At 62.9% G+C, this 23,446-nt stretch carries 22 protein-coding genes and 1 pseudogene; 21 read left to right on the top strand and 2 right to left on the bottom strand.

The features are described 5' to 3' along the window. Positions 1 to 11: 11 nt before the first annotated feature. From A4C63_RS19435 to A4C63_RS19420, 4 genes are all read left to right on the top strand, one after another. Complete coding sequence (locus A4C63_RS19435; protein ID WP_063914122.1) at positions 12 to 878, top strand: LysR family transcriptional regulator; 867 nt, start codon at positions 12 to 14, stop codon at positions 876 to 878. Positions 879 to 1,003: 125 nt separating this feature from the next. Further along, positions 1,004 to 1,447 (top strand): hypothetical protein, encoded by a 444-nt coding sequence (locus A4C63_RS19430; protein ID WP_063914121.1) that lies wholly within the window; start codon positions 1,004 to 1,006, stop codon positions 1,445 to 1,447. Positions 1,448 to 1,501: 54 nt separating this feature from the next. Then, positions 1,502 to 2,248, top strand: coding sequence for a phytanoyl-CoA dioxygenase family protein (locus tag A4C63_RS19425; RefSeq protein WP_063914120.1), 747 nt, complete (start codon positions 1,502 to 1,504; stop codon positions 2,246 to 2,248). Positions 2,249 to 2,445: 197 nt separating this feature from the next. Next, positions 2,446 to 2,967 carry an acyloxyacyl hydrolase gene (locus tag A4C63_RS19420; RefSeq protein ID WP_063914119.1) on the top strand — a complete coding sequence of 174 codons (522 nt, stop codon included), beginning with the start codon at positions 2,446 to 2,448 and terminating at the stop codon, positions 2,965 to 2,967. A 115-nt stretch (positions 2,968 to 3,082) separates the two neighbouring features. Here the strand turns inward: A4C63_RS19420 and A4C63_RS19415 are convergent, their stop codons facing one another. Then, complete coding sequence (locus A4C63_RS19415; protein ID WP_063914118.1) at positions 3,083 to 5,206, bottom strand: TonB-dependent siderophore receptor; 2,124 nt, start codon at positions 5,204 to 5,206, stop codon at positions 3,083 to 3,085. Between the two features lie 244 nt (positions 5,207 to 5,450). After that, complete coding sequence (locus tag A4C63_RS19410; protein WP_063914117.1) at positions 5,451 to 6,341, bottom strand: universal stress protein; 891 nt, start codon at positions 6,339 to 6,341, stop codon at positions 5,451 to 5,453. A 147-nt stretch (positions 6,342 to 6,488) separates the two neighbouring features. Between A4C63_RS19410 and hisN the strand changes: the two genes are divergently transcribed. From hisN to A4C63_RS19330, 17 genes and pseudogenes are all read left to right on the top strand, one after another. After that, on the top strand, positions 6,489 to 7,280 hold the full coding sequence (gene hisN, locus A4C63_RS19405) for a histidinol-phosphatase (protein ID WP_063914116.1): 792 nt from the start codon (positions 6,489 to 6,491) through the stop codon (positions 7,278 to 7,280). 225 nt (positions 7,281 to 7,505) lie between these two features. Next, positions 7,506 to 8,237: a hypothetical protein gene (locus tag A4C63_RS19400; protein WP_063914115.1), complete on the top strand. Its 732-nt coding sequence runs from the start codon at positions 7,506 to 7,508 to the stop codon at positions 8,235 to 8,237. A gap of 315 nt (positions 8,238 to 8,552) precedes the next feature. Next, on the top strand, positions 8,553 to 9,509 hold the full coding sequence (gene benR / locus A4C63_RS19395) for a benABC operon transcriptional activator BenR (RefSeq protein ID WP_063914114.1): 957 nt from the start codon (positions 8,553 to 8,555) through the stop codon (positions 9,507 to 9,509). A gap of 172 nt (positions 9,510 to 9,681) precedes the next feature. Continuing rightward, positions 9,682 to 9,783, top strand: a pseudogene (locus A4C63_RS27095) (RHS repeat-associated core domain-containing protein); the annotation flags it as partial. Continuing rightward, positions 9,757 to 10,530, top strand: a complete 774-nt coding sequence (locus tag A4C63_RS25920) for an RHS repeat-associated core domain-containing protein (RefSeq protein ID WP_371106116.1) — start codon at positions 9,757 to 9,759, stop codon at positions 10,528 to 10,530. The pseudogene A4C63_RS27095 and the gene A4C63_RS25920, both read left to right, overlap by 27 nt. Before the next feature lie 83 nt (positions 10,531 to 10,613). After that, a complete protein-coding gene (gene benA, locus A4C63_RS19385; RefSeq protein WP_063914112.1) occupies positions 10,614 to 11,972 on the top strand; it encodes a benzoate 1,2-dioxygenase large subunit in 1,359 nt (452 codons plus the stop codon). Then, complete coding sequence (benB, locus tag A4C63_RS19380; protein ID WP_063914111.1) at positions 11,969 to 12,454, top strand: benzoate 1,2-dioxygenase small subunit; 486 nt, start codon at positions 11,969 to 11,971, stop codon at positions 12,452 to 12,454. The genes benA and benB overlap by 4 nt, the downstream gene beginning before the upstream one ends. A 73-nt stretch (positions 12,455 to 12,527) precedes the next feature. Then, a complete protein-coding gene (benC, locus tag A4C63_RS19375) occupies positions 12,528 to 13,538 on the top strand; it encodes a benzoate 1,2-dioxygenase electron transfer component BenC (RefSeq protein ID WP_063914110.1) in 1,011 nt (336 codons plus the stop codon). A gap of 145 nt (positions 13,539 to 13,683) precedes the next feature. Continuing rightward, entirely contained in the window at positions 13,684 to 14,445 is a 762-nt protein-coding gene (locus tag A4C63_RS19370; RefSeq protein WP_063914109.1) for a 1,6-dihydroxycyclohexa-2,4-diene-1-carboxylate dehydrogenase, read from the top strand. A 56-nt stretch (positions 14,446 to 14,501) separates the two neighbouring features. Then, positions 14,502 to 15,830, top strand: coding sequence for an aromatic acid/H+ symport family MFS transporter (locus A4C63_RS19365; RefSeq protein WP_063914108.1), 1,329 nt, complete (start codon positions 14,502 to 14,504; stop codon positions 15,828 to 15,830). A gap of 30 nt (positions 15,831 to 15,860) precedes the next feature. Beyond that, entirely contained in the window at positions 15,861 to 16,775 is a 915-nt protein-coding gene (gene catA, locus A4C63_RS19360) for a catechol 1,2-dioxygenase (RefSeq protein ID WP_063914107.1), read from the top strand. 160 nt (positions 16,776 to 16,935) lie between these two features. Next, a complete protein-coding gene (locus tag A4C63_RS19355) occupies positions 16,936 to 18,135 on the top strand; it encodes a benzoate/H(+) symporter BenE family transporter (RefSeq protein WP_063914106.1) in 1,200 nt (399 codons plus the stop codon). 54 nt (positions 18,136 to 18,189) lie between these two features. Then, the gene (locus A4C63_RS19350; RefSeq protein WP_063914105.1) at positions 18,190 to 19,440 is read left to right on the top strand and encodes an OprD family porin; all 1,251 of its coding nucleotides are present in this window, start codon (positions 18,190 to 18,192) and stop codon (positions 19,438 to 19,440) included. Between the two features lie 44 nt (positions 19,441 to 19,484). After that, a complete protein-coding gene (locus A4C63_RS19345) occupies positions 19,485 to 20,561 on the top strand; it encodes a metal-dependent hydrolase (RefSeq protein ID WP_063914104.1) in 1,077 nt (358 codons plus the stop codon). Positions 20,562 to 20,564: 3 nt separating this feature from the next. Beyond that, entirely contained in the window at positions 20,565 to 21,257 is a 693-nt protein-coding gene (locus A4C63_RS19340; protein WP_063914103.1) for a TraX family protein, read from the top strand. Between the two features lie 100 nt (positions 21,258 to 21,357). Continuing rightward, entirely contained in the window at positions 21,358 to 22,269 is a 912-nt protein-coding gene (locus A4C63_RS19335) for a LysR family transcriptional regulator (protein WP_063914102.1), read from the top strand. A gap of 100 nt (positions 22,270 to 22,369) precedes the next feature. Next, positions 22,370 to 23,350 carry an LLM class flavin-dependent oxidoreductase gene (locus tag A4C63_RS19330; RefSeq protein ID WP_063914101.1) on the top strand — a complete coding sequence of 327 codons (981 nt, stop codon included), beginning with the start codon at positions 22,370 to 22,372 and terminating at the stop codon, positions 23,348 to 23,350. The last annotated feature ends 96 nt before the right edge of the window (positions 23,351 to 23,446 follow it).

Here is a 23,446-nt window from a genome sequence, read left to right as displayed (position 1 = left end):
GGAGAAAGGCTGTGGACCTGGTGCAACTGGAGATCTTCAAAGCCGTGGCAGAGCAGGGCAGCATCAGTGCCGCCGCGCAGCATATCCACCGGGTGCCGTCGAACCTGACCACGCGCATCAAGCAACTGGAGGAGGACCTGGGCGTGGAGCTGTTCATTCGTGAAAAGAGCCGCCTGCGGCTGTCCCCCGCAGGCTGGAACTTCCTCGAGTACACCCGGCGCATCCTCGACCTGGTGCACGAGGCGCGACTGACCGTGGCTGGTGAAGACCCACAAGGCACCTTTGCCCTGGGGTCGCTGGAAAGCACGGCGGCGGTGCGTATCCCGGCCTTGCTGGCGGCCTACAACCAGCGTTACCCCAAGGTCGACCTGGACCTGTCCACCGGGCCTTCCGGGACCATGCTCGAAGGCGTGCTGTCTGGCCGCCTGGTAGCGGCGTTCGTCGACGGGCCGGTACTGCACCCGACGTTGGAGGGCATGCCGGTGTTCGAGGAAGAAATGATGGTCATCGCGCCGCTCAACCACGCCCCGGTAACCCGCGCCCAGGACGTCAATGGCGAAAGCATCTACGCCTTTCGCGCCAACTGTTCGTACCGCCACCACTTCGAGAACTGGTTCGTGCAGGACCAGGCCGTGCCGGGCAAGATCCACGAGATGGAGTCGTACCACGGCATGCTGGCCTGCGTCAGCGCCGGTGCCGGCCTGGCCATGATGCCGCGCAGCATGCTCGACAACATGCCCGGTTGCAGCACCGTCAGTGCCTGGCCGATGTCGGAGGATTTCCGCTACCTGAAAACCTGGCTGGTGTGGCGACGGGGCACCGTGTCGCGCAGTTTGAGCATGTTCGTGAAATTGCTCGAAGAAGGGCGCGCAAGCTGATGTTCTAACGCAAAACCCACGCCATTGACGCAAATTTCATCCCGACGACCATGCATCAGCACGAACGCCGTTACGCCTGAAGGATCAGATAATAGGTAAGCCATCCTCGAAAGGAGGGTCGTACCATGCGTAACCATCACTATGCCCTCGGCGCGGCGCTGCTGATCACCCTGGCGCTGCCATGGACCCTGGCCGCCGCCGCCGACCTCAATGCCCCAATCAACATGCAGGCCGTGCAACTGCAACAGCAGGAGCAGAACGGCATCCGCTACCTGCAGGGCGGCATCGGCCAGGATGAAGCCAACGCCCTGCGCAAAACCCCGGGCTATGACCTTCACGTAGAGCTCTCCACCGGCCCGGAAGGTGAATTCCAGAGCGGTGCCAACGTCGACATCCAGAATGCACAGGGCCAGTCCGTGCTCAGCGTTGTGGATGCCGGGCCGCTGCTGTACGTGCAGTTGCCTCCCGGCAAGTACAAAGTCACTGGCAACGCCCAGGGTGAGACGGTGCAACAGTTGGTGACCGTGAGTGGCAAGGCCCCCACGACCGTTAGCCTGAACTGGCGTTGATGGAAAAACGGGCAGGAGTACGGATGTGCTCTTGCCTGAAAGGAGCGCATCGCCATGAGCCTGGACCTTCAGCTGGAGATGTTGGACGAGCGGGGCTATGTGTTGCTCCCCGGTGTGCTCGAACCCTTGCGTATCGCCTTATTGCGCTGCGCCATCGATGACCTGCAGCCCATCCACTGGGATTACCAGGGGCTGTTGGAACACTACAAGTGCGTGTTCAACCGCAACCCGTTGTGGTTGCCCTTTCTCGACCTGCCGCCGCTGATTGCCCTGGCCGAAGCGGCATTGGGCGCCGACTGCCATGTGATCGGGCAAACCGCCTGGCGCAGCCACCCGGGCTACTCCGGCGTGGCCCTGCACCTGGACCATCTACCCATGCAGTTGCCCGATTGGCTCAGTGAGCGTGGCGACTTCACCCAGCCCGCGCAGATCCTGACTGCGCAGCTGTACCTTAGCGATATCGACCATCACATCGGGCCGACCTGGGTTGTACCGGGCAGCCACCGTGCGGCGCGGCCACCGCGGGCTGGCGAGCAACACTGGCAGGGCCATGAGGCCCAGCCGGTGCTGTGCAAGGCAGGGGACGCGCTGGTGTTTCGCAGTGATGTCTGGCACAGCGGTGGGGCCAATTGCACCCAGTCACGCGAGCGCGACATGCTGCAAGTGCACTATGGTCGGCGCATGGTCGCGCAGAAGTTTTCGCCCTACCTGAACTGGCGTTTCAATCCGCAGGTGCTGGAGGAGGCCACACCCAGGCAAAGGCGTCTGCTGGGCGAACACGAAGAAGCGGAATACGACTGAGTCCTGCTGTTCGGCAGGGCAGATGCTGGCAGACGGAATTAGCCAATAGTGGCAACTCGCTTTCAACTTTCTGATTATCTGGATGATAATCAGAAAAGTATTACTTCGTGTGACCGGTCTGGATGCAACCGGTCACCGCATAAGATCGAGGGGCCCAAGCCCCCGCTTGCCGTGTAGACCATCAGGAGAAGTCGTTGATGAAAACCCGTCTAGCAGCTTCGCTGGCTGCTGCAGTGCTGGCCTTTGCCGGAGCGAATCTGGCCCAGGCAGCGCAGGTGACCGGCGCCGTTGGCGCCACTGGCCAAGGCGACATGACCTACCGTATTGGCCTGTCGTTTGACTGGGACAAGAAATGGCTGGAAAGCAGCGCCGGTTATCTGACCGGATACTGGGATGCGGCCTATACCTATTGGGAAGGCGGTGAGGCCAGTGGCGCGCACTCGCTGTCGTTCAGCCCGGTGTTCACTTACGAATTCAGCGGTTTTACCTATACCCCGTACATCGAGGCGGGCATTGGCCTGGCGGCGTTTTCCAAGACCGATGTGGGCGACCAGCGCCTGGGCTCGGCGGTCAACTTCGAAGACCGCATCGGCTTTGGCCTGAAATTGCCGGGGGAGCAGAAGGTGGGGATCCGCGCGATGCATTACTCCAACGCGGGGCTCAAGCAGCCTAACGACGGGATCGAGTCGTACTCGCTGTTCTACAGCAAAGGCTTCTGAGACCGGGGGCCGCTTTGCGGCCCATCGCGACACAAGGCCGCTCCCACAGGTATGCGCCTAACTTCTGTGGGAGCGGCCTTGTGTCGCGAAAGGGCTGCGAAGCAGCCCCGGCAATTCAGAAGGTATACGAAACCCCAGCCTGCACCGTCCGCGGCGCTCCTGGGTAGGCGTAGAAGTTGAATGCTCCCTCGTCGTATTCCTTGTTGAACAGGTTCTTCAGGTCCAGGTTGAGGCGAATGTTGTCGTTGACCTTGTAAAAGGCCAGCAGGTCAACAACGGTGTACTGGTCCATGTTGTAAGTCACTGCCTCGGTCTGGCCATTGCGGTCATCGACGTACTTCACCCCAACCCCCAGCCCAAGGCCTTTGGCCAGTCCGTCCTGGAATTCGTAGGTGTTGAGCAGGCTGAAGCTGTTCCTAGGAATGTTCGCCAGCCGGGTGCCAGTGGGCAGGCGGTTGTCCTTGGTCACTTCAGCGTCGACGTAGGCGTAGCCACCGATCACCCGCCATTCTGGCGTGACATTGCCGGCGATGTTGATATCCAGACCACGGCTACGTACTTCGCCAGCGGCAAGGTTGTAGTTGGGGTCCGCCGGGTCGCGTGTCAGCACATTTTCCTTGACGATGTGATAGATCGCCGCGTCAACGCTCAGCTGACGGTCCGGCGCTTCCCATTTCATACCCAGTTCGTACGACTTGCCTTTCTCCGGGTCGAAGCCCGAACCTTGCAGGCTGGCACCGCTATTGGGCTTGAACGAACGGGCGGTGTTGGCATAAACGGCGACAGAGTCGGTCAGGTCGTAGATCAGGCCAAAGCGCGGGGTGACGCCGTTCTCGCCTTTGCTGAAGTCGCGGTTCGCGGGCCGCTTGTCGTCGTAATCATGCTCGAAACGCTCGAAGCGTACACCTGCAAGTGCCTTCAAGCGCTCCGTCAGGGCCACCTGGTCCTGGATGAAATACGCCCAGGTCTCGAGCTTCTCGCTGTCCCAGGTAGTTGGTAACGCTGCCAGCTCCGGCCTCGGCTGGCCTAGTACCGGATTGTAAATATCGATCGTGTAGGGCGCGGTGGAACGGCGAATGATCGAATTGTAATGGTAGTTCTCGTACTCGACGCCGGTCAGCAGGGTATGGCTGAACGCACCTGTATCGAAATGCCCGGTGAGGTTCAACTGCCAGTCGCGGTCGGTCCACTCCAGCTTTCGGTAATTGAAGTTGCGCTGCAGGGTACGGCCATCTGCTGGGGCAATGGTGGCCTCTACAGCATTGCCTTTAAGCGAGCCATCGAGATACTGGAAGCCTCCACCCAGCGTCCAGTTATCGTTGAGCAGGTGTTCGAAGCGCACCTGAGCCATGTTGTTGTCATTGTGCAGCAGGTTGTCGCTGCCTTTCTCCCAGATGTAGGTATCGCGTGAAGCGCTGCCGGCCTGGGTCGGGTAGCGGGTCAAGCCACGGTCCAGCGGGTGGTTGTTGCGCATGAAATCACCCTCGAAGACGATCTTCGTACTGTCGTTGACCTGCCAGCTGAGCACCGGCGCCACGTCATAGCGTTCGCTTTCCACGTCGTCGCGGAAGCTTTCGCCGCCTTCGCCCAGCAGGTTCAGGCGGTAGGCCAGCGAGCCGTCCTGGTTCAGCGGCCCGGTAGCGTCCAGGGTCGCGCGGTGCATGCCCTGGTCATCGAACTGGCTGCCCAGGGTGACCTTGGATTCTGGCAGTGGCTGCTTGCTGACCACGTTGAAGGTGCCGCCGGGGTCGCCACGGCCATACAGGCTGCTGGCCGGGCCACGGATCACTTCCAGGCGCTCGACGGTGTTGGCATCGGGGGCGTTGGGGTAGCCGCGGTTGATCGGAAAACCGTTGCGGTAGAACTCGCCGGTGGTGAAGCCGCGCACGGTGAAGGTGGTCAGGCCCTGGCCGCCGAAGTTGTTGGCGCGGCCGACACCGCCGGCGTAGTCCAGGCCGTCCTGCAGGCGCGTGGCGCCGGTGTCTTCCAGTACATCCTTGGGTACCACGCTGACCGATTGCGGGGTTTCGTGCAGGGCGGTGTCGGTGCGGGTGGCGCTGGCCGAGCGGGTGGCCTTGTAGCCCTCGACCGGGCCATCGGCACGTTCGCTGTCGGCGCTGCCTGTGATGTTCAGGGCCTGGAGTTCGATCTGGGCGGGTTCGCTGAGCGGTTCAGGCTCGGCAAAGGCAAGCGGGGAGACAGCATGAAGCACACAAAGCGAAACGAACGTGCGACGCATCGACGGGACGATCCTGGAGTAAGGCGCTGAGGGTAGGGTGGGCAAGCGCCGAGAAACTACTACGAATCATTATCAAATTCATTCTTTTTAAGTGGTACTGGTGTGCCAGATACCAGGCCGGCCAAGCGTGTTGGATTCTTCGCGGGCATGCCCGCTCCCACAAGGGACCCAGGTGCCTGGCCCTGTGGTGACTCCTGTGGGAGCGGGCGCGCCCGCGAAGAGGCCGGTCCAGGTTACCCAGCCTTCAGCGGACCGCCTTGATCGCCAGCACATTGCACAGCGGATGCTCCAGCACATGCGCCGTGGTCCCGCCGAGGAACGTCTGCATGGCGTCGTGCCGGTGGCTGCCCATCACGATCACATCCGCCCGGCTGTGGCCGACGAACTCGGCAATGGCCTTGATCGCTGCCCCCTCCAGGAAGTGCCTTCGCTCCAGCGGAATCTGGTGGTGGTCGCCCAACCGGTTGAACGCCGCCCGCTGGGCGGTCCGTACGCTGCCATCGAAGCCGGGCATGGTCACCGTACCGGCGCCGAAGTCGGCAATGTGGGTCTTGGCCGCGTCGCACACATGCAGCAGGTGCAACTCGGCATTGCACTGCAGGGCCAAGGCATGGGCGCAGTGGATCACCTGCTCATCCAGGTGCTCGCCAGCGCCATGGCTGTTCAGGTCCACTGCGGCGGCAATCTGCCGGGGCAGGGGCAGGCGGATATCGCTGACAAGGTGCACGGCGACCGGGCTGTCCTTGAGCAACTGCCAGTCCAGTGGTGTTACCAGCAGGCGCTTGAGAACCGGTTCATGCTGCACGTCCTTGATCAGCAGGTCGCAACCCAGCCGTTCGACCCGCTCCAGCACGCTGCCCAGCGGGTCGCGGGTCAGCAGCAGTTCGGTAGACACATCCAGGCCGGCGTTGGCCAGTTGTTCGGCTTCGTCCGCCAGCCATTGGCGGTTGTCGCTGAGCAGCCGTTCACGCTCGTGGCTATCGCTCATCAAACCGAAGGTGTCGACATCGTCGACGAACACGTTGATATCCAGCAAGGCTCCGCTGGATTCCGCCAACGCCGCAGCGCGTTGCAGCGCCGGCGTATGGCGCATCTGCGGGCCAAGCATGACGAACAGACGCTTGAACTGGCTCATCTCACACCTCCACGTGTGGCAGCCCCCCGGTGACCTGGTCTTGTTCAGTCTAGACCGCGCAGGGCTGCATGAGCAGCTGACGGAGGCTGGCACGGTACGGCGTGTCGGGTATGATGCGGGCCCCATCATTTTCACGAGGCCCGCCCCATGTCCCTGAGTGCTGAACAGATCGGCGAATTCCGCGCCTTTGCCGAGCAGTTGGCCGATGCTGCCGCTGTGGCGATCAAGCCATACTTTCGCGCCAGCCTGGACGTCGAGGACAAGGGCGGGCGCCTGTACGACCCGGTGACCGTGGCCGACAAGGCTGCCGAGGACGCCATGCGCGAGCTGATCCAGGCCCGTTACCCCGAACATGGCATCCTCGGCGAAGAAGCCGGCGTGGCAGTCGGCAGCAGCCCGCTTACCTGGGTGCTGGACCCGATCGACGGCACCCGCGCCTTCATCACCGGCCTGCCGCTGTGGGGCACGCTGATTGCCTTGAACGACGGCGTGCGCCCGGTGGTCGGGGTGATGAACCAGCCGTTTACCGGCGAGCGCTTTGTCGGCACCCCGCAAGGCGCCTGGCGCAGCGGTACGCCGTTGAAGACCCGCGCCTGTGCCGACCTGGCCTCGGCCACGTTGATGTGCACCACGCCGGACATGTTCGATACCGCCGCGCGCAAGGCTGCGTTCGAGGCCGTTGCCGGCAAGGCACGGTTGATGCGCTACGGTGGCGACTGCTATGCCTACTGCATGCTGGCTTCCGGGTTTGTCGACGTGATCGTCGAGGCGAGCCTGCAGCCGTATGACGTGCAGGCGCTGATGCCGATCATCGAAGGGGCGGGCGGGGTGATCACGGCGTGGGATGGCAGCAGTGCGCAGAACGGCGGGTGTGTAGTGGCCTGTGGTGACCCGGCGCTGCATGCGCAGGTGGTGGAGATGTTGCGGCACGCCATGTGATTCATGTGTTGCCTGCGCTAGCCTCTTCGCGGGCTTGCCCGCTCCCACAGGTTCACCACAGGTGCTGCGGGCTGTGCGGTCCCTGTGGGAGCGGGCAAGCCCGCGAAGAGGCCGGCACAGGTATCCAAAACCCCCGATCACCGCACTTTTTCCAATTTCCGGGCTCTATGCTTGGCCAGGCCGCTCTGATCCCCGGTGCGGCCGCCGAATATCTGTCCGGTGCCGATGGTTGCAAGCAAGCCAAAATTTTTCCCCCGCCTGCTATTGGCAGGCACCCTCACATGCCTGTGCGCCTGCACCCAGCAGCAGGGGCGCGACATGGTCAACCAGCTCGGCAACGGCAAGCCCAGCGAACTGTTCCAGACCAGCGTCGACCGCCTGGCCACGCTGTCCATGCGCGACAACCTGCAGAGCTTGTACCTGCTGATGAACAAGCTGTACCTGCGCAACCCCAACCAGTGGAAGCTGTCCGGCTACGTGGACGCTGCCACTGCCGAGCGGCAAATCCGTATCGCCATCGAACAACGCCAGCCCTTGCCGCAACTGGGCAACCGTCGCGACCTGGCAGCCTTGAGCTATGCCCTGAGCCCCGAGTTTCGCGGTGATCGGGTCGGTGCCTTCATCTACGCCATCGGCAGCATGCTGATCACCGCGCACGGCGGCCGTACCGAGTTCTACATGACCGATACCATCGACCCGCTGTTCGTCAACAACGCGGCGCGCAATATCGAGAAGGCCACCTGGATGTTGAGCCAGCGACAGGATGCCAATGGCGTGCTGCTATTGTTCTCCAACGAGATCTCGGAAGAGGGCAGCAACCTGAGTTTTGCTGTGGAGTTCGGCAAGATCGTGGCGCGGCTGGACTTGCTGGCGGAGTTGCTGGATGAGCGTTATCGGCGGATTGGCTTAAATTACGCGCAAAGCCTGTTGCTGATGAACTTCCTGCCAGTACAGTGACGTGAGCGGTTCCGGGAAAACCGGGTAGCCTGTACCGGCCTCTTCGCGGGCATGCCCGCGAAGAGGCCGGTACAGGAAAGACCGTTCGATAAACGAACACGGCCACTGTCCCGTCTGTCCGCTATCCGCCCATCCATTCCCAAGGTTGCATTGCCCAACCCCCGCCTTTTTGCTTAAGTGTGCCCATCCACCGGTTGTCGCCTGCCCCCGCGACCCGCAGCCGGCTCGATAGAATGACCGTGACGACCGCAACCACAGCCCACCGGGCCGTAGGACGCGGCGACCAGAACAATAACGATACCGAGTGCCTTGCCTATGGAAAGCCGCCTGTTGAGCGAGCGCAGTAGCGTGTTTCATCACGCCGACCCTTATGCTGTGTCTGATTATGTCAACCAGCATGTAGGCCAGCATTGCATCGGTCTGTCCCGCACCACCCATCCGCAAGCCAGCCTCAGCCACCGCAAGTTCGCCGAACTGGACCTGTGCCGCATCAGCTACGGCGGCAGCGTGCGCGTTACCTCGCCGGCACTGGAAACCATCTATCACCTGCAGGTGTTGCTCAATGGCAACTGCCTGTGGCGCGGGCACAAGCGCGAGCAGCACCTGGTGCCGGGCGAGCTGTTGCTGATCAACCCCGACGACCCGGTTGACCTGACCTACTCGGAAGACTGCGAGAAATTCATCCTCAAGGTGCCGACCCGGCTACTGGACTCGATCTGCGACGAACAGCGCTGGCAGCGACCCGATGGCGGGGTGCGGTTCTTGCGCAATCATTACCGGCTGGAAGAGCTGGACGGGTTCGTCAACCTGCTGGCCATGGTTTGCCAGGAGGCAGAGGTGAGCGATTCGCTGCCCAGGGTGCAGGGCCATTACAGCCAGATCGTCGCCAGCAAGCTGCTGACCCTGATGAGCACCAATATCCGTCGCGAATGCCTGAGCGTACCGCAAGCGGGGCTTGAGCGCATTCTTGAGTACATTGAGCGCAACCTGAAACTGGAGCTGTCGGCTGAGGTGTTGGCAGAGCAGGCGTGTATGAGCTTGCGCTCGTTGTATGCGTTGTTTGATCAGCACTTGGGCACCACGCCCAAACATTACGTACGCCAGCGAAAGCTGGAACGGGTGCATGCATGCCTGAACGACCCAACCTGTGGTGTACGCAGTGTGACTGAGCTGGCCCTGGATTACGGATTCCTGCATCTGGGACGGTTCTCCGAGGTGTATCGGCGGCAGTTTGGTGAGCTACCTTCGCAGACGTTCAAGCGGCGTGGATGAGGGGGGCTTGGCTTGTCGCCTAGTATTTCTGCCAGTTGCGAGCGCTTTGCTCTTGAGTCACCGTTTGCTCTATCTCGGATAAATGGTGGCATCCATGGCGAAGTCGCAGAGGCAATTATATTTCTACTCTCCCGAAGGCCTCTCGGTGGTCAAAGATCCTGGCTCAGCGGCTTCGGCCCTGTTGCGCGCCGCAGGACAGGCGTTGGCGCAGCGTGGTGCTGACCAGACAGCGCTTTACGCTACGGATATGCAAGGTTCAGTTCTGGGGCTCTTAAACTGCGGCGTGTGTTCGATACAGTACAGCGCGTACGGAAATGACAATGACAAGCTGTGTACTTCGGTGTTGCGATATTGCGGGCAACGAAAAGAAAAGACTACTTCACACTATTTGCTGGGGGATGGTTACCGTGCCTTCATCTCGCCTTTAATGCGTTTCAGCGCGCCTGATAGTTTTAGTCCTTTTGGCGCAGGCGGGATTAATACGTACTGCTACTGTAGCGGCGACCCTGTCAACAACACCGACCCCAGCGGGCATACGCTGAAAAGGAACTTCAACAGGCGCTTAAGTGATACCAAAGCTCCAATCGCGTCGTCAAGTAAGACAATGGCCGCAGCAGCGAAGCAACCCACTGAATATAGTAGTAATGATATTGGACCGTTTGCGTCTCACATAGCAAATCGCCCTAGTGCAACATTCAAGGACTTGATCGCTTATCAGGGTAGGGGCTCGGGTGAGTGGATTGACGAATTGAACTTTCGAAGCAGATTCACCAAAGCTGATCTCCCTTTGGTTGAAGGTGTAAAAGTGAGCTTAAGCAGGGACGCACAGAATCTGCTAGCCAATCTCAAATCGCACCCTGCCTCAACGAGCAGTGACCCTAGGTTCATCGCATCTGAAAAGCTGATTACTGGGCTTGAGAGGGTTGAGCATCTCGAGCAGAGGATGAAATCGTTTTTGGCTAATGAAAGGTACATGCTCAATTTGCTCGAGCGGATAGAGCAAACAAGGAAACCTGGATAATACTCTGCACAATCCGGATAGTCCCCCGCCAGCCGTCTCCCTAACCTGACCAGGTCTAAACAATAACAAGGGAGACCCTGGCCATGTCCCTGGGATTCGACTACCTCAATGCCTTGCTCGAGGACGACCGTGAAAAGGGCATCTACCGCTGCAAGCGTGAGATGTTCACAGACCCACGCCTGTTCGACCTGGAGATGAAACACATCTTCGAGGGCAACTGGATCTACCTGGCCCATGAAAGCCAGATCCCCGAGAAAAACGACTTCCTCACCCTGACCATGGGGCGCCAGCCGATCTTTATCGCGCGCAACAAGGACGGTGAACTCAATGCCTTCCTCAACGCCTGCAGCCACCGCGGCGCCATGCTCTGCCGGCACAAGCGCGGCAACCGCTCCAGCTACACCTGCCCGTTCCACGGCTGGACCTTCAACAACAGCGGCAAGCTGCTCAAGGTCAAAGACCCGAGCAACGCCGGCTACCCCGACAGCTTCAACTGCGACGGTTCCCACGACCTGACCAAGGTGGCGCGCTTCGAGTCTTACCGTGGCTTCCTGTTCGGCAGCCTGAATGCCGACGTCAAGCCGCTGGTCGAGCACCTGGGCGAGTCGGCCAAGATCATCGACATGATCGTCGACCAGTCACCGGAAGGCCTGGAAGTGCTGCGCGGTGCCAGTTCGTACATCTACGAAGGCAACTGGAAGCTCACCGCCGAAAACGGCGCCGACGGCTACCACGTCAGCTCGGTGCACTGGAACTACGCCGCCACCCAGAACCAACGCAAGCAGCGCGAGGCGGGTGACGAGATCAAGACCATGAGCGCCGGCGCCTGGGCCAAGCAGGGCGGTGGCTTCTATTCCTTCGACCACGGCCACCTGCTGCTGTGGACCCGCTGGGCCAACCCCGAGGACCGCCCGGCCTACGAGCGCCGTGACCAGCTGGCAGCCGACTTCGGCCAGGCCCGTGCCGACTGGATGATCGAGAACTCGCGCAACCTGTGCCTGTACCCGAACGTGTACCTGATGGACCAGTTCAGCTCGCAGATCCGCATCGCCCGGCCGATTTCGGTGAACAAGACCGAAATCACCATCTACTGCATCGCGCCGAAAGGCGAGAGCGCCGATGCCCGCGCCAAGCGCATTCGCCAGTACGAAGACTTCTTCAACGTCAGCGGCATGGCCACCCCGGATGACCTGGAGGAGTTCCGTTCGTGCCAGACCGGCTATGGCGGCGGTACCGGCTGGAACGACATGTCCCGCGGCGCTGCGCACTGGGTGGAGGGCGCCGACGAGGCGGCCAGGGAGATCGAACTCAAGCCGTTGCTGTCCGGTGTACGCACCGAGGACGAAGGCCTGTTCGTGCTGCAGCACAAGTACTGGCAGGAAACCATGATCCAGGCACTGAAGGACGAACAGCAACTGATCCCCGTGGAGGCCGTGCAATGAGCCTGTATGAAACCGTGCGCGACTTCCTCTACCGTGAAGCGCGTTACCTCGACGATGCCCAGTGGGACCAGTGGCTGGAACTGTACGCCTGCGATGCCAGCTTCTGGATGCCGAGCTGGGACGATGACGACACCCTTACCGAAGACCCACAAAGCGAAATCTCGCTGATCTGGTACGGCAACCGTGGCGGCCTGGAAGACCGGGTGTTCCGCATCAAGACCGAGCGCTCCAGTGCGACCGTGCCCGACACCCGCACCTCGCACAACATCAGCAACATCGAGATCGTCGAGCAGGGCGAAGGTGAGTGCCAGGTGCGCTTCAACTGGCACACCCTGAGCTTCCGCTACAAGACCACCGACAGTTACTTCGGCACCAGCTTCTACACCCTCGACCTGCGCGGTGAGCGGCCGCTGATCAAGGCCAAGAAGGTGGTGCTGAAGAACGATTACGTGCGCCAGGTCATCGACATCTACCACATCTGATCCAGGGTTTTTGCGAGCGCTGCCCGGTGCGTCCTGTGACGCGCCGTGGCCCGGCTCGCCCGCGAGGTGCAACATGAGCTACCAGATCGCACTGAATTTCGAAGACGGGGTTACCCGCTTCATCGAAGCCACCGGCCATGAAACCGTGGCCGACGCCGCCTACCGCCAGGGCATCAACATCCCGCTGGACTGCCGCGACGGTGCTTGCGGTACCTGCAAGTGCAAGGCCGAGTCCGGCCGCTACGACCTGGGCGACAACTTCATCGAAGACGCCCTGAGCGAAGACGAAGTCGCCGAAGGCTACGTCTTGACCTGCCAGATGCGCGCCGAGAGCGACTGCGTCATTCGCATCCCGGCCTCGTCGCAGCTGTGCAAGACCGAACAGGCCAGTTTCGAGGCCGCCATCAGCGATGTCCGCCAGCTGTCGGCCAGCACCATTGCTTTGTCGATCAAGGGCGAGGCCCTAAGCCGCCTGGCCTTCCTGCCGGGGCAGTATGTCAACCTCAAGGTGCCGGGCAGCGAGCAGAGCCGCGCCTATTCGTTCAGCTCGCTGCAGAAGGACGGCGAAGTCAGCTTCCTGATCCGCAACGTGCCCGGCGGGCTGATGAGCAGCTTCCTGACCAACCTGGCCAAGGCCGGCGACAGCATGACCTTGGCCGGGCCGCTGGGCAGCTTCTACCTGCGGCCGATCCAGCGCCCGCTGCTGCTGCTGGCAGGTGGCACCGGCCTGGCACCGTTCACGGCGATGCTGGAGAAGATCGCCGAGCAGGGTAGCGAGTACCCGCTGCACCTGATCTACGGCGTGACCAACGACTTCGACCTGGTCGAACTCGACCGCCTGCAGGCGCTGGCGGCGCGCATCCCCAACTTCACCTTCAGCGCCTGCGTGGCCAACCCGGACAGCCAGTACCCGCAGAAGGGCTACGTGACTCAGCACATCGAGCCGCGCCACCTGAACGATGGCGATGTCGACGTGTACCTGTGCGGCCCGCCACCGATGGTCGAGGCGGTCAGCCAGTACGTGCGCGAGCAGGGCATTACCCCGGCGAACTTCTACTACGAGAAGTTCGCGGCGGCGGCCTGATTCCTTTTATTCCAAGTAATACGCCGACCCTGTGGGAGCGGGCGTGCCCGCGAAGAGGCCAGCAGGCTCAAGAACTTTGTCTGGTCGGACGCATTCGCGGGCATGCCCGCTCCCACAGGAACTGTGGCGAACCGGAGAGATGGATATGAACAACCGATTCCAAGGCAAGGTTGCCCTGGTCACCGGTGCCGCCCAGGGCATCGGCCGTGGCGTGTGCTGGCGGCTCAAGGCCGAAGGTGCGCAAGTGGTAGCGGTGGACCGCTCCGAACTGGTCCACGAACTGGCCGGCGAGGGTATGCTCACCCTCACCGCCGACCTGGAACAACATGGCGACTGCGCGCGGGTCATGGCCAGCGCGGTGGAAACTTTTGGCCGCCTCGACATCCTGGTCAACAACGTCGGCGGCACTATCTGGGCCAAGCCCTTCGAACACTACGAAGTGGACCAGATCGAAGCCGAAGTGCGCCGCTCGTTGTTCCCCACCCTCTGGTGCTGCCACGCCGCACTGCCATACATGCTCGAACGCGGCAGCGGCGCCATCGTCAACGTCTCGTCCATCGCCACCCGTGGTGTCAACCGCGTGCCCTACGGCGCGGCCAAGGGCGGCGTCAACGCGCTGACCGCGTGCCTGGCTTTCGAAACGGCCGGCCGTGGCATCCGTGTCAACGCCACCGCCCCCGGCGGTACCGAAGCGCCACCCCGGCGCGTGCCGCGCAACAGTGCCGAGCAGACCGAACAGGAAAAGCACTGGTACCAGCAGATCGTCGACCAGACCCTCGACAGCAGCCTGATGCACCGCTACGGCAGCATCGACGAGCAGGTGGGCGCGATTCTGTTCCTCGCGTCCGACGAAGCCTCGTACATCACCGGCGTGACCTTGCCGGTAGGGGGCGGTGACCTCGGCTGAGCGACACCCCAAGGCAAGAGCTTTCTTTCACAACAAAAACAAGAGCGACAGATGCCATGCGAACCCTTGACGTACACCCGATCATCGATAACGCGCGCTTTACCCCGTTCCACTGGATGGTCATGGCCTGGTGCGGCCTGCTGCTGATCTTCGACGGCTATGACCTGTTCATCTACGGCGTGGTACTGCCGGTCATCATGAAAGAGTGGGGGCTGACCCCGCTGCAGGCCGGTGCGCTGGGCAGCTATGCGCTGTTCGGCATGATGTTCGGCGCCCTGGCCTTTGGCAGCCTGGCCGACCGCATCGGGCGCAAGAAGGGCATTGCCATCTGTTTCGCCTTGTTCTCCGGGGCGACCATCCTCAACGGGTTTGCCAGCAGCCCGAGCGAGTTTGGCATCTACCGCTTCATCGCCGGCCTGGGCTGTGGCGGCCTGATGCCCAATGCCGTGGCGCTGATGAACGAGTACGCGCCCAAGCGCCTGCGCAGCACGCTGGTAGCGATCATGTTCAGTGGCTACTCGCTCGGCGGCATGCTCTCGGCGGGCGTCGGCATCTTCATGCTGCCGCGTTTCGGCTGGGAATCGATGTTCTTCGCCGCAGCGGTACCACTGCTGCTGTTGCCGGTGATCCTCTACCACCTCCCGGAATCGATCGGTTTCCTGGTGCGCAAGGGCCGGACCGACGAGGCCCGCAAGCTGCTCAAGCGGCTGGACCCGGATTGCGACGTGCAGGCGGATGATGTGCTGCAGGCAGCCGACCGCAAAGGCAGCGGGGCGTCGGTGCTGGAGTTGTTCCGCAACGGCCTGGCCGTTCGTACCCTGGCGTTGTGGTTGGCGTTCTTCTGCTGCCTGCTGATGGTCTACGCGCTCAGCTCCTGGCTACCAAAGCTGATGGCCAACGCCGGCTACAGCCTGGGCTCGAGCCTGTCGTTCCTGCTGGCGCTGAACTTCGGTGGCATGGCTGGGGCGATCCTCGGCGGCTGGCTGGGCGACCGCTACAACCTGGTCAAGGTCAAGGTCGCGTTCTTCATGGCTGCCGCGCTGTCGATCAGCCTGCTGGGTGTCAATAGCCCGATGCCGGTGCTGTACCTGCTGATCTTCATTGCCGGCGCCACCACCATCGGCACCCAGATCCTGCTGTATGCCGGCGCTGCGCAAATGTACGGGTTGTCGGTGCGCTCCACCGGGCTGGGCTGGGCCTCGGGCATCGGCCGCAACGGTGCCATCGTCGGGCCGCTGCTGGGTGGTGCACTGATGGGCATCAACTTGCCCCTGCAACTCAATTTCATCGCCTTCGCCATACCTGGCGCGATCGCCGCGCTGGCCATGGCCGTGCACCTGGCCAGCGGCCGTCGGCATGCCCAGGCCATTGCAGCGCAGGCGTAATTCCAGAACAACAACATGAGGTGACCCACCATGACCGTGAAAATTTCCCACACTGCCGAGGTGCAGCAGTTCTTCGAAGAGGCCGCAGGCTTCGGCAACGATGCCGGCAGCCCACGCCTGAAGCGCATCGTGCAGTGCGTGCTGCAGGACACCGCGCGGCTGATCGAAGACCTGGAAATCAGCGAGGACGAGTTCTGGCATGCCGTCGACTACCTCAACCGCCTGGGCGGGCGCGGCGAGGCCGGGCTGCTGGTGGCAGGGCTGGGCATCGAGCACTTTCTCGACCTGCTGCAGGATGCCAAGGACGCCGAGGCTGGGCTGGGCGGCGGTACCCCGCGCACCATCGAAGGCCCGCTGTACGTGGCCGGTGCGCCTATCGCCGAAGGTGAAGTACGCATGGACGACGGCAGCGAGGAGGGCGTGGCCACGCTCATGTACCTGGAGGGCCAGGTGCTCGACCCGGAGGGCCGGCCGCTGCCAGGTGCCACGGTGGACCTGTGGCATGCCAATACCCGCGGCACCTATTCGTTCTTCGACCAGAGCCAGTCCGAGTACAACCTGCGCCGGCGCATCGTCACCGATGCCGAAGGGCGCTATCGCGCGCGCTCCATCGTGCCGTCGGGCTATGGCTGCGACCCGCAGGGGCCGACCCAGGAGTGTCTGGACCTGCTGGGCCGCCATGGCCAGCGCCCGGCGCATGTGCACTTCTTCATCTCGGCGCCAGGGCACCGGCACCTGACCACGCAGATCAACCTGGCCGGGGACAAGTACCTGTGGGACGACTTCGCCTATGCCACGCGGGATGGACTGGTGGGCGAGGTGGTGTTCGTCGAAGGTGAGGCGGGGCGGCATGCCGAGCTGAAGTTCGACTTCCAGTTGCAGCGGGCCCAGGGCAGCGCGGATGAGCAGCGCAGTGGGCGGCCGCGGGCATTGCAGGAGGCCTGAGCCACCGAGTTGGCTTCTTCGCGGGCGCGCCCGCTCCCACAGGTACGGCGCAAATGCTGAAACCTGCGCAGTCCCTGTGGGAGCGGGTTCACCCGCGAAAAAGCCAACACCAGAACAAGAGCCAGCCACAAAGGCCGGCCGCTGCCTTGCGAGAAGCGTCATGAAAACCCTGATCAAGGACTGCTCCCTGTCGGCCATCGTCGCTGGCTGCATCGCCACGATGATCTCCTACGCCGGCCCACTGGTGATCATCTTTCACGCCGCCGAAGCCGCCGGCCTGTCTCATCGGCAACTGTCCTCCTGGGTCTGGGCAGTGTCCATGGGCAGCGCCGTGCTCGGCGCGCTGCTCAGCCTGCGCTACCGGGTGCCGGTGGTAATCGCCTGGTCGATCCCTGGCTCGGCGCTGCTGGTCACCGCCTTGCCGCTACTGGGCCTGGAGCAGGCCGTGGGTGCCTACCTGGTGGCCAACCTGGTCCTGTTGCTGATCGGCATCAGCGGGGCCTTCGACCGCATCATCGCGCGCCTGCCGGGCTCCATCGCCGCCGGCATGCAGGCCGGCATCCTGTTCAGCTTCGGCATCGAGGTGTTCCGCGCCTTGCCGGTGCAACCACTGCTGGTACTGGCAATGTTCGTCACCTACCTGCTGATGCGCCGGGTGCAGCCGCGCTACGCCGTGGCGGCGGTGCTGTGCGTGGGCACGGTGATGACCGTGGCCAGCGGGGCGTTTCGCAGCGAGGCGTTGGTGCTGGAGCTGGCGTCACCGCAGTGGGTCACCCCGCAGTTCAGCCTGGCAGCGGTATTCAGCCTGGCACTACCGCTGGTGCTGGTGGCCCTGACCGGGCAGTTCATGCCGGGCATGGCGGTACTGCGCAACGCCGGCTACCCCACGTCGGCCAGCCCGATCATCGGTGCCAGTGCCCTGGCCGGTGCCGCGCTGGCGCCGTTCGGTTGCCACGGGCTGAACCTGGCGGCAGTCACCGCCAGCCTGTGTACCGGCCATGAAGCCCATGAAAACCCACGGCGGCGCTATGTCGCGGCGGTGGCTGGCAGTGCGCTGTACCTGTTGCTGGGCGTCGCCGGAGCAACGCTGATGTCGCTGTTCGCGGCTTTTCCCGCCGCCCTGATCGCCGCCCTGGCCGGGCTGGCCCTGTATGGCGCCATCAGCGAGGCCCTGGCCCGCAGCCTGGCGGAACCGGTCGAGCGCGATGCCGGTTTGTTCACCTTCCTGGTCACCGCTTCGGGGGTGGCCTTCCTGGGCTTTTCGGCGGCGTTCTGGGGGCTGCTGTTCGGCCTGCTGGCTCATGCGCTGCTCAGGCTGGGCCAGCCACGTGCCCGGGAGGCGCTGCCTCGTACCCCATGAACCGCTGTGTTTCCAACGCTTTACCCATAAAAACAAGATCAAGAGAGCTTCGGAATGAACCACACCCCTTGCGTCGCCCTGGGCCTGACTTTGCTCAGCCAACCGTTGCTGGCCGCCGAAGGCGGCTTCTTCGAAGATTCGAAGGCCACCCTGAGTGCCCGTAACTACTACTTCAGCCGTGATTACTCCGACATTGTCGGGGCCAACCGGCAATCCAAGGCCGAGGAGTGGGCCCAGGGTTTCATCCTCGACTTCAAGTCCGGCTACACTCCGGGCACGGTCGGCTTTGGCTTGGATGCCCTGGGCCTGCTGGGCATCAAGCTCGACAGCAGCCCCGACCGCACCAACACCGGGTTGCTGCCAGTGCACGGTGACGGCCGCGCCGCCGACGAATACAGCCGCCTGGCACCCACTTTCAAAGCCCGCTTGTCGAAGACCGAACTGCGTGTCGGCGAACTGCAACCCAACCTGCCGGTGCTGACCTTCAGCGACATCCGCCTGCTGCCACCGACCTATCAAGGCGCCAGCCTGAGCTCTGCGGAAATCGACGGCCTGACCATGCAGGCCGGGCACCTGAAGAGTACCCACCTGCGCAACGAAGGCGGCGACGGCAAGATGAACCCCATGCTCGGCCATGTGCCGATGCGCCAGGTAGAAAGCGATGCCTTCAACTACCTGGGCGGGGACTATGCGTTCAATGCCAACCAGAGCAGTGTCAGCCTGTGGTATGGGCAGTTGGAGGACATCTACCAACAGAGCTTTGTCGGCCTCAAGCACAGCAAGCCCGTCGGTAACTGGGTGCTCAGCGCCAACCTGGGGTATTTCACCGCGCACGAGGATGGCGATGCGTTGCTCGGCAACATCGACAACCAGGCGTTCTTCTCGATGTTTACCGCCCGGCATGGCGGGCACAGCTTGCATGCCGGCTACCAGGGCATTTATGGCGACAGCCCGTTCCCACGGGTGTTCGCCAACATCTCGCCGCTGGGTAACGAAGTGCCCACCTATGAGTTCGCCTATACCGATGAACGCTCGTACCAGGTGCGCTACGACTACAACTTCGCGGCCATGGGCGTACCGGGGCTGACCGCGACCGTGCGCTACATCACGGGTAACAATGTCGACACCGGGCTGGGTTATGAAGGGCGTGACCGCGAGCGTGACCTGGACATTGGTTACGCGGTGCAGGGCGGGGTGCTGAAGGGGCTGGGGATTCGGGTACGCAATGCCATGGCCCGGTCCAACTACCGCAGCGACATCGACGAGAACCGCTTGACGCTGGTGTACACCTGGCAGTTGTTCTGAGATGAGGGTAGTTTCCGGAAACCACCTTTTCAGGATTGCCACCCTTGGACTCCATCACCCAAGCTGTTCTCGGCGCCGCCCTGCAAGGCACCGTGCTCGGCCGTATCCAGGGCCGCCGCTCGCTGCTGTATGGCGCGGCGCTGGGCACGGTTCCCGACCTGGACGTGATCATCCGCTACGCCGACCCGGTGTCGCAGATGACCTACCACCGCGGCTTTTCTCATTCCCTGTTCGTGCTCACCGGGCTGGCCTTGCTGCTGGCCTGGCTGGTCAACACGTGCTGGCCAGGCAAAGGCTATACCTTGCCCAGGCTGTTCCTGGCGTTCTGGCTGGTGCTGGTCACCCACCCGTTGCTCGACGCCTTCACGGTCTACGGCACGCAGTTGTTCTGGCCCCTGCAGACCACCCCGGAAAGCTGGGCAGCGGTGTTCATCATCGACCCGGTGTACACCGTGCCGCTGCTGGCGGCGGTGATCTACGCAATCATCAAAGGGCTGACGAGCAGGGCTACGCGGTTTCTGACCTTGGCCTTGGTGTTCAGCGCAGCCTACCTGGGTTTCGGCCTGGCCGGACGCATGGCGGCCGAGCAGCGTTTTCAGGCTGCCCTCGACCAGCAAGGTATTGCCGTCAGCCAGGTACGTGCCGTACCGATCGCCTTCAACAGCCTGGTCTGGCGGGTGCTGGCCAAAACCCCGGATGGTGATTACTACGAAGGCATCAGCAGCGGGTTTGACCAGCAGGCGCCAGAAATGCAGCGTTTGCCGCGTAATCTGCAGCTGGCGCAAGCGCTGGCCGGGCACCCGTTGCACCAGCGCTTGCGCTGGTTTACCGATGACTGGCTGCGCTACGACCAGGTAGGTGATGCGCTGGTGGTCAGCGACCTGCGTATGGGCATACCGGGAAACTACACGTTCCGCTTCAGCATGGCCCACCGTGACAGCCAGGGGCACTGGATTGCCGATGTGCCATCAATGTGGAAGGGTGCCGGGCCAGGCTCGGCGTTCAATGGCGACGACCTGGTGCTGATCTGGCGACGGATCGTCGAGCAGCAGCCACCATTGCCACTGGCTGCCTGGACCGATCGCCACCTGGGGGCCGGCCCAGTCGAGCGCGGGCACTGAGGCATGCGCTCAGCCGGGCTGGACCTGGTCAAGTGGACGGCGATGCTGACCATGGTCGCCGACCACCTACGCATCCTTTGGCCTGATGCCGATGGCCTGTTCGTACTCGGCCGGTTGGCATTTCCGCTGTTTTGCCTGGCGATTGCGGTGAATGTGGGGCGCGGCAGGGCAGAGGCGCTGTACACCCGTGGCAACCTGCGTTATGTGGTGCTGATGCTGGTGTTCGCGGGGCTGTCGGAGCCTGTGTATCGTCGGCTGGACAGTGGTTCGCCAACGTTCAGCGTGATGCCGACCCTGGTGTTGGGGTTGCTGGTCGCCTGGGGTGTGCATCACTCATTGAGATCGGCGCGAGTGATTGGCCTTGCCAGTCTGCTTGCGGGGTGGCTGTTCAGTGAACAGTTGATGTACGGGCTGGCGGGGTTGATGCTGCCGGGCGCCTGGTTGATGGCGCGCAGCAAGGGAGGGGCGGCCTGGTTGTTGCCTTGCCTGTTGGCCATGGGCGGGAATCTGACCAACAGCTGGTTAAGGGAGCATCTGCTGGCGCCAATTACCGTGCTGACGCTGATGGCCGCAGCCTCGGCGATTCCGCTCGGGTGGTCGCTGCTGCGCCATGAGGGTTGGCGGGTGCCTGCGGTGGGACGTTGGGGTTACCTGTTTTATCCGGTGCATCTGCTGGTCATCAAAGGATTATCCTGAACCAGTAATCGGGGCCGCGAAGGGCTGCAAAGCAGCCCCCGCTTGTATTTCACAGATTCATACCCATCTAAGCCGGCCGCACCGGACTCAGGAACCGCCCATGGAACCCAACCGCTTTGGCGACATCGCCGCCTTCGTCAGTGCGGTGAAGGCCGGCAGTTTTACCGCCGCCGCTGCCACCCTTGGCCTGACGCGCTCGGCGGTGGGCAAGAGCATCGCCCGTCTGGAAGCGCGCATGGCCGTACGCCTGCTCAATCGCACCACGCGCAAGCTGAGCCTGACCGACGAAGGCCTGGTGGCCTACGAGCGCTGGCGGCAGATTCTGGATGACCTGGACGAAGTGGAAAGCACCATGGCCCAGCGCCGTGGCAAGCCCACCGGCACCCTGCGCCTGACAGCCCCCCTGTCATTCGGCCAGCGCCATGTGTTGCCGATGCTTGACCGCTACCTGAAGCAGTGGCCCGAGCTGCGCGCCGATATCCGCTTCACCGACCGTTTCGTCGACCTGGTCGAGGAGGGTATCGACGTTGCGGTGCGTATCGGTGCACCGAAGGAAGACTCGCAACTGTTGACCCGCACGGTGGCCTGGCAGCAGTTTGTCACCTGCGCCTCGCCCGCTTACCTGGACGCGCGCGGCGTACCGCAGGTGCCCGGCGACCTCTATGGCCACGACAAGATCGCCTTCCTGGCCGGCGAAAAGACCATGCCGTGGCGCTTCCATACCGAAGCGGGGCTGCATCTGTGCGAAGACCCCGGGCGGCTGAACATCGACAGCTCCGAGGCGATGCTCGATGGCGCGCGGGCGGGTTTCGGGCTGATTCACCTGCCTACCTACATCACCGGCGACGACTTGCGCGCCGGCACCCTGGTGGAGGTGCTGCAAGCCTATCGGCCGCCGGCGGACCCGATTCGCATCGTCTATCCAAGCAAGCGCCATCTGTCGCCACGGGTACGCGGCTTCATCGACCTGCTGGTAGCCAGCTGGGAACCGGGCGTGCCCTGGGAATACTGATTGGGGACTGGCAGGCCCCTGTGCCGGGCCTGAAGCCGGGTTTATCACTGGCTGCGCAGCAGGGAAACTGGCAGTCACCGAGAATCCCCGTGGAGACCCCATGACTGCACTGTCCGTACTGGACCTGGTCATGATCGGCGAAGGCAAGACCTTCGCCGACGCGATCGAAGAGTCCCGCCAACTGGCGCGCCATGTCGAGCAACAGCAATACAGCCGCTACTGGATCGCCGAACACCACGACATGCCGGGCATCGGCTCGGCCGCCACGTCACTGGTCATCAACGAAATCGCAAACGCCACCCGGCATATCCGCGTCGGCGCCGGTGGCATCATGCTGCCCAACCATGCGCCGCTGGTGGTGGCCGAGCAGTTCGGCACGCTAGACACCCTGCACCCAGGCCGTATCGACCTAGGGCTGGGCCGTGCGCCAGGCACCTCAGGGCCAACCGTGCGTGCCTTGCGTGGTGCCGCACCAGAGCGTGATTTCAGCCAGGACATCGCCGAGCTGCGCGATTATCTGGCCGACAACGGCAAGCGCCGGGTGCGTGGCGTACCTGGCAGCCACGATGTGCCGGTATGGATCCTCGGCTCCAGCCTGTTCGGCGCCGACCTGGCGGCGAAACTGGGCTTGCCCTATGCCTTTGCCTCGCACTTTGCCCCGCGCTACCTGCTGCAGGCCATCGCCCATTACCGGGCCAACTTCCAGCCTTCGGCACAACTGGCCAAGCCTTATGTGATGGTGGGCATGAACCTGTTCGCCGCCGACAGCGATGCCGAGGCGGACTACCTGGCCAGCTCCCATCGCAAGTGGATGTTGGACTTGCATGTGGGGCGCTTCGGCCTGTTGCCCAAGCCACAGGAAGGTTATGTCGAGAGCCTGCCGGACCATGAGCGCACGGTACTTGAGCAAGTCATGGCCTGCACCGTGGCCGGTGGGCCGGAGCGGGTAAGGGAAGGGTTGCGCTCGCTGATCGAGCAGACCGCCGCAGATGAACTGATGATTGACTGCCGCATCCACGACCCGCTGTCGCGGCAGCGTTCGCATGCCTATGCCGCGCGAGCCTTGGCTGAACTGAGCTAAAACCTGCCGGCCTCTTCGCGGGCATGCCCGCTCCCACAGGTACTGCGCCTGTCTTGAAAGTTTGGGGTTGCTGTGGGAGCGGGTTCACCCGCGAAG

Origin of the sequence: Pseudomonas sp. p21 (genome assembly GCF_001642705.1) — a bacterium.
GTDB lineage: Bacteria > Pseudomonadota > Gammaproteobacteria > Pseudomonadales > Pseudomonadaceae > Aquipseudomonas.
Note: the sequence above shows the minus strand (reverse complement) of the source record. Positions and strands in the feature narration are given on the sequence as shown.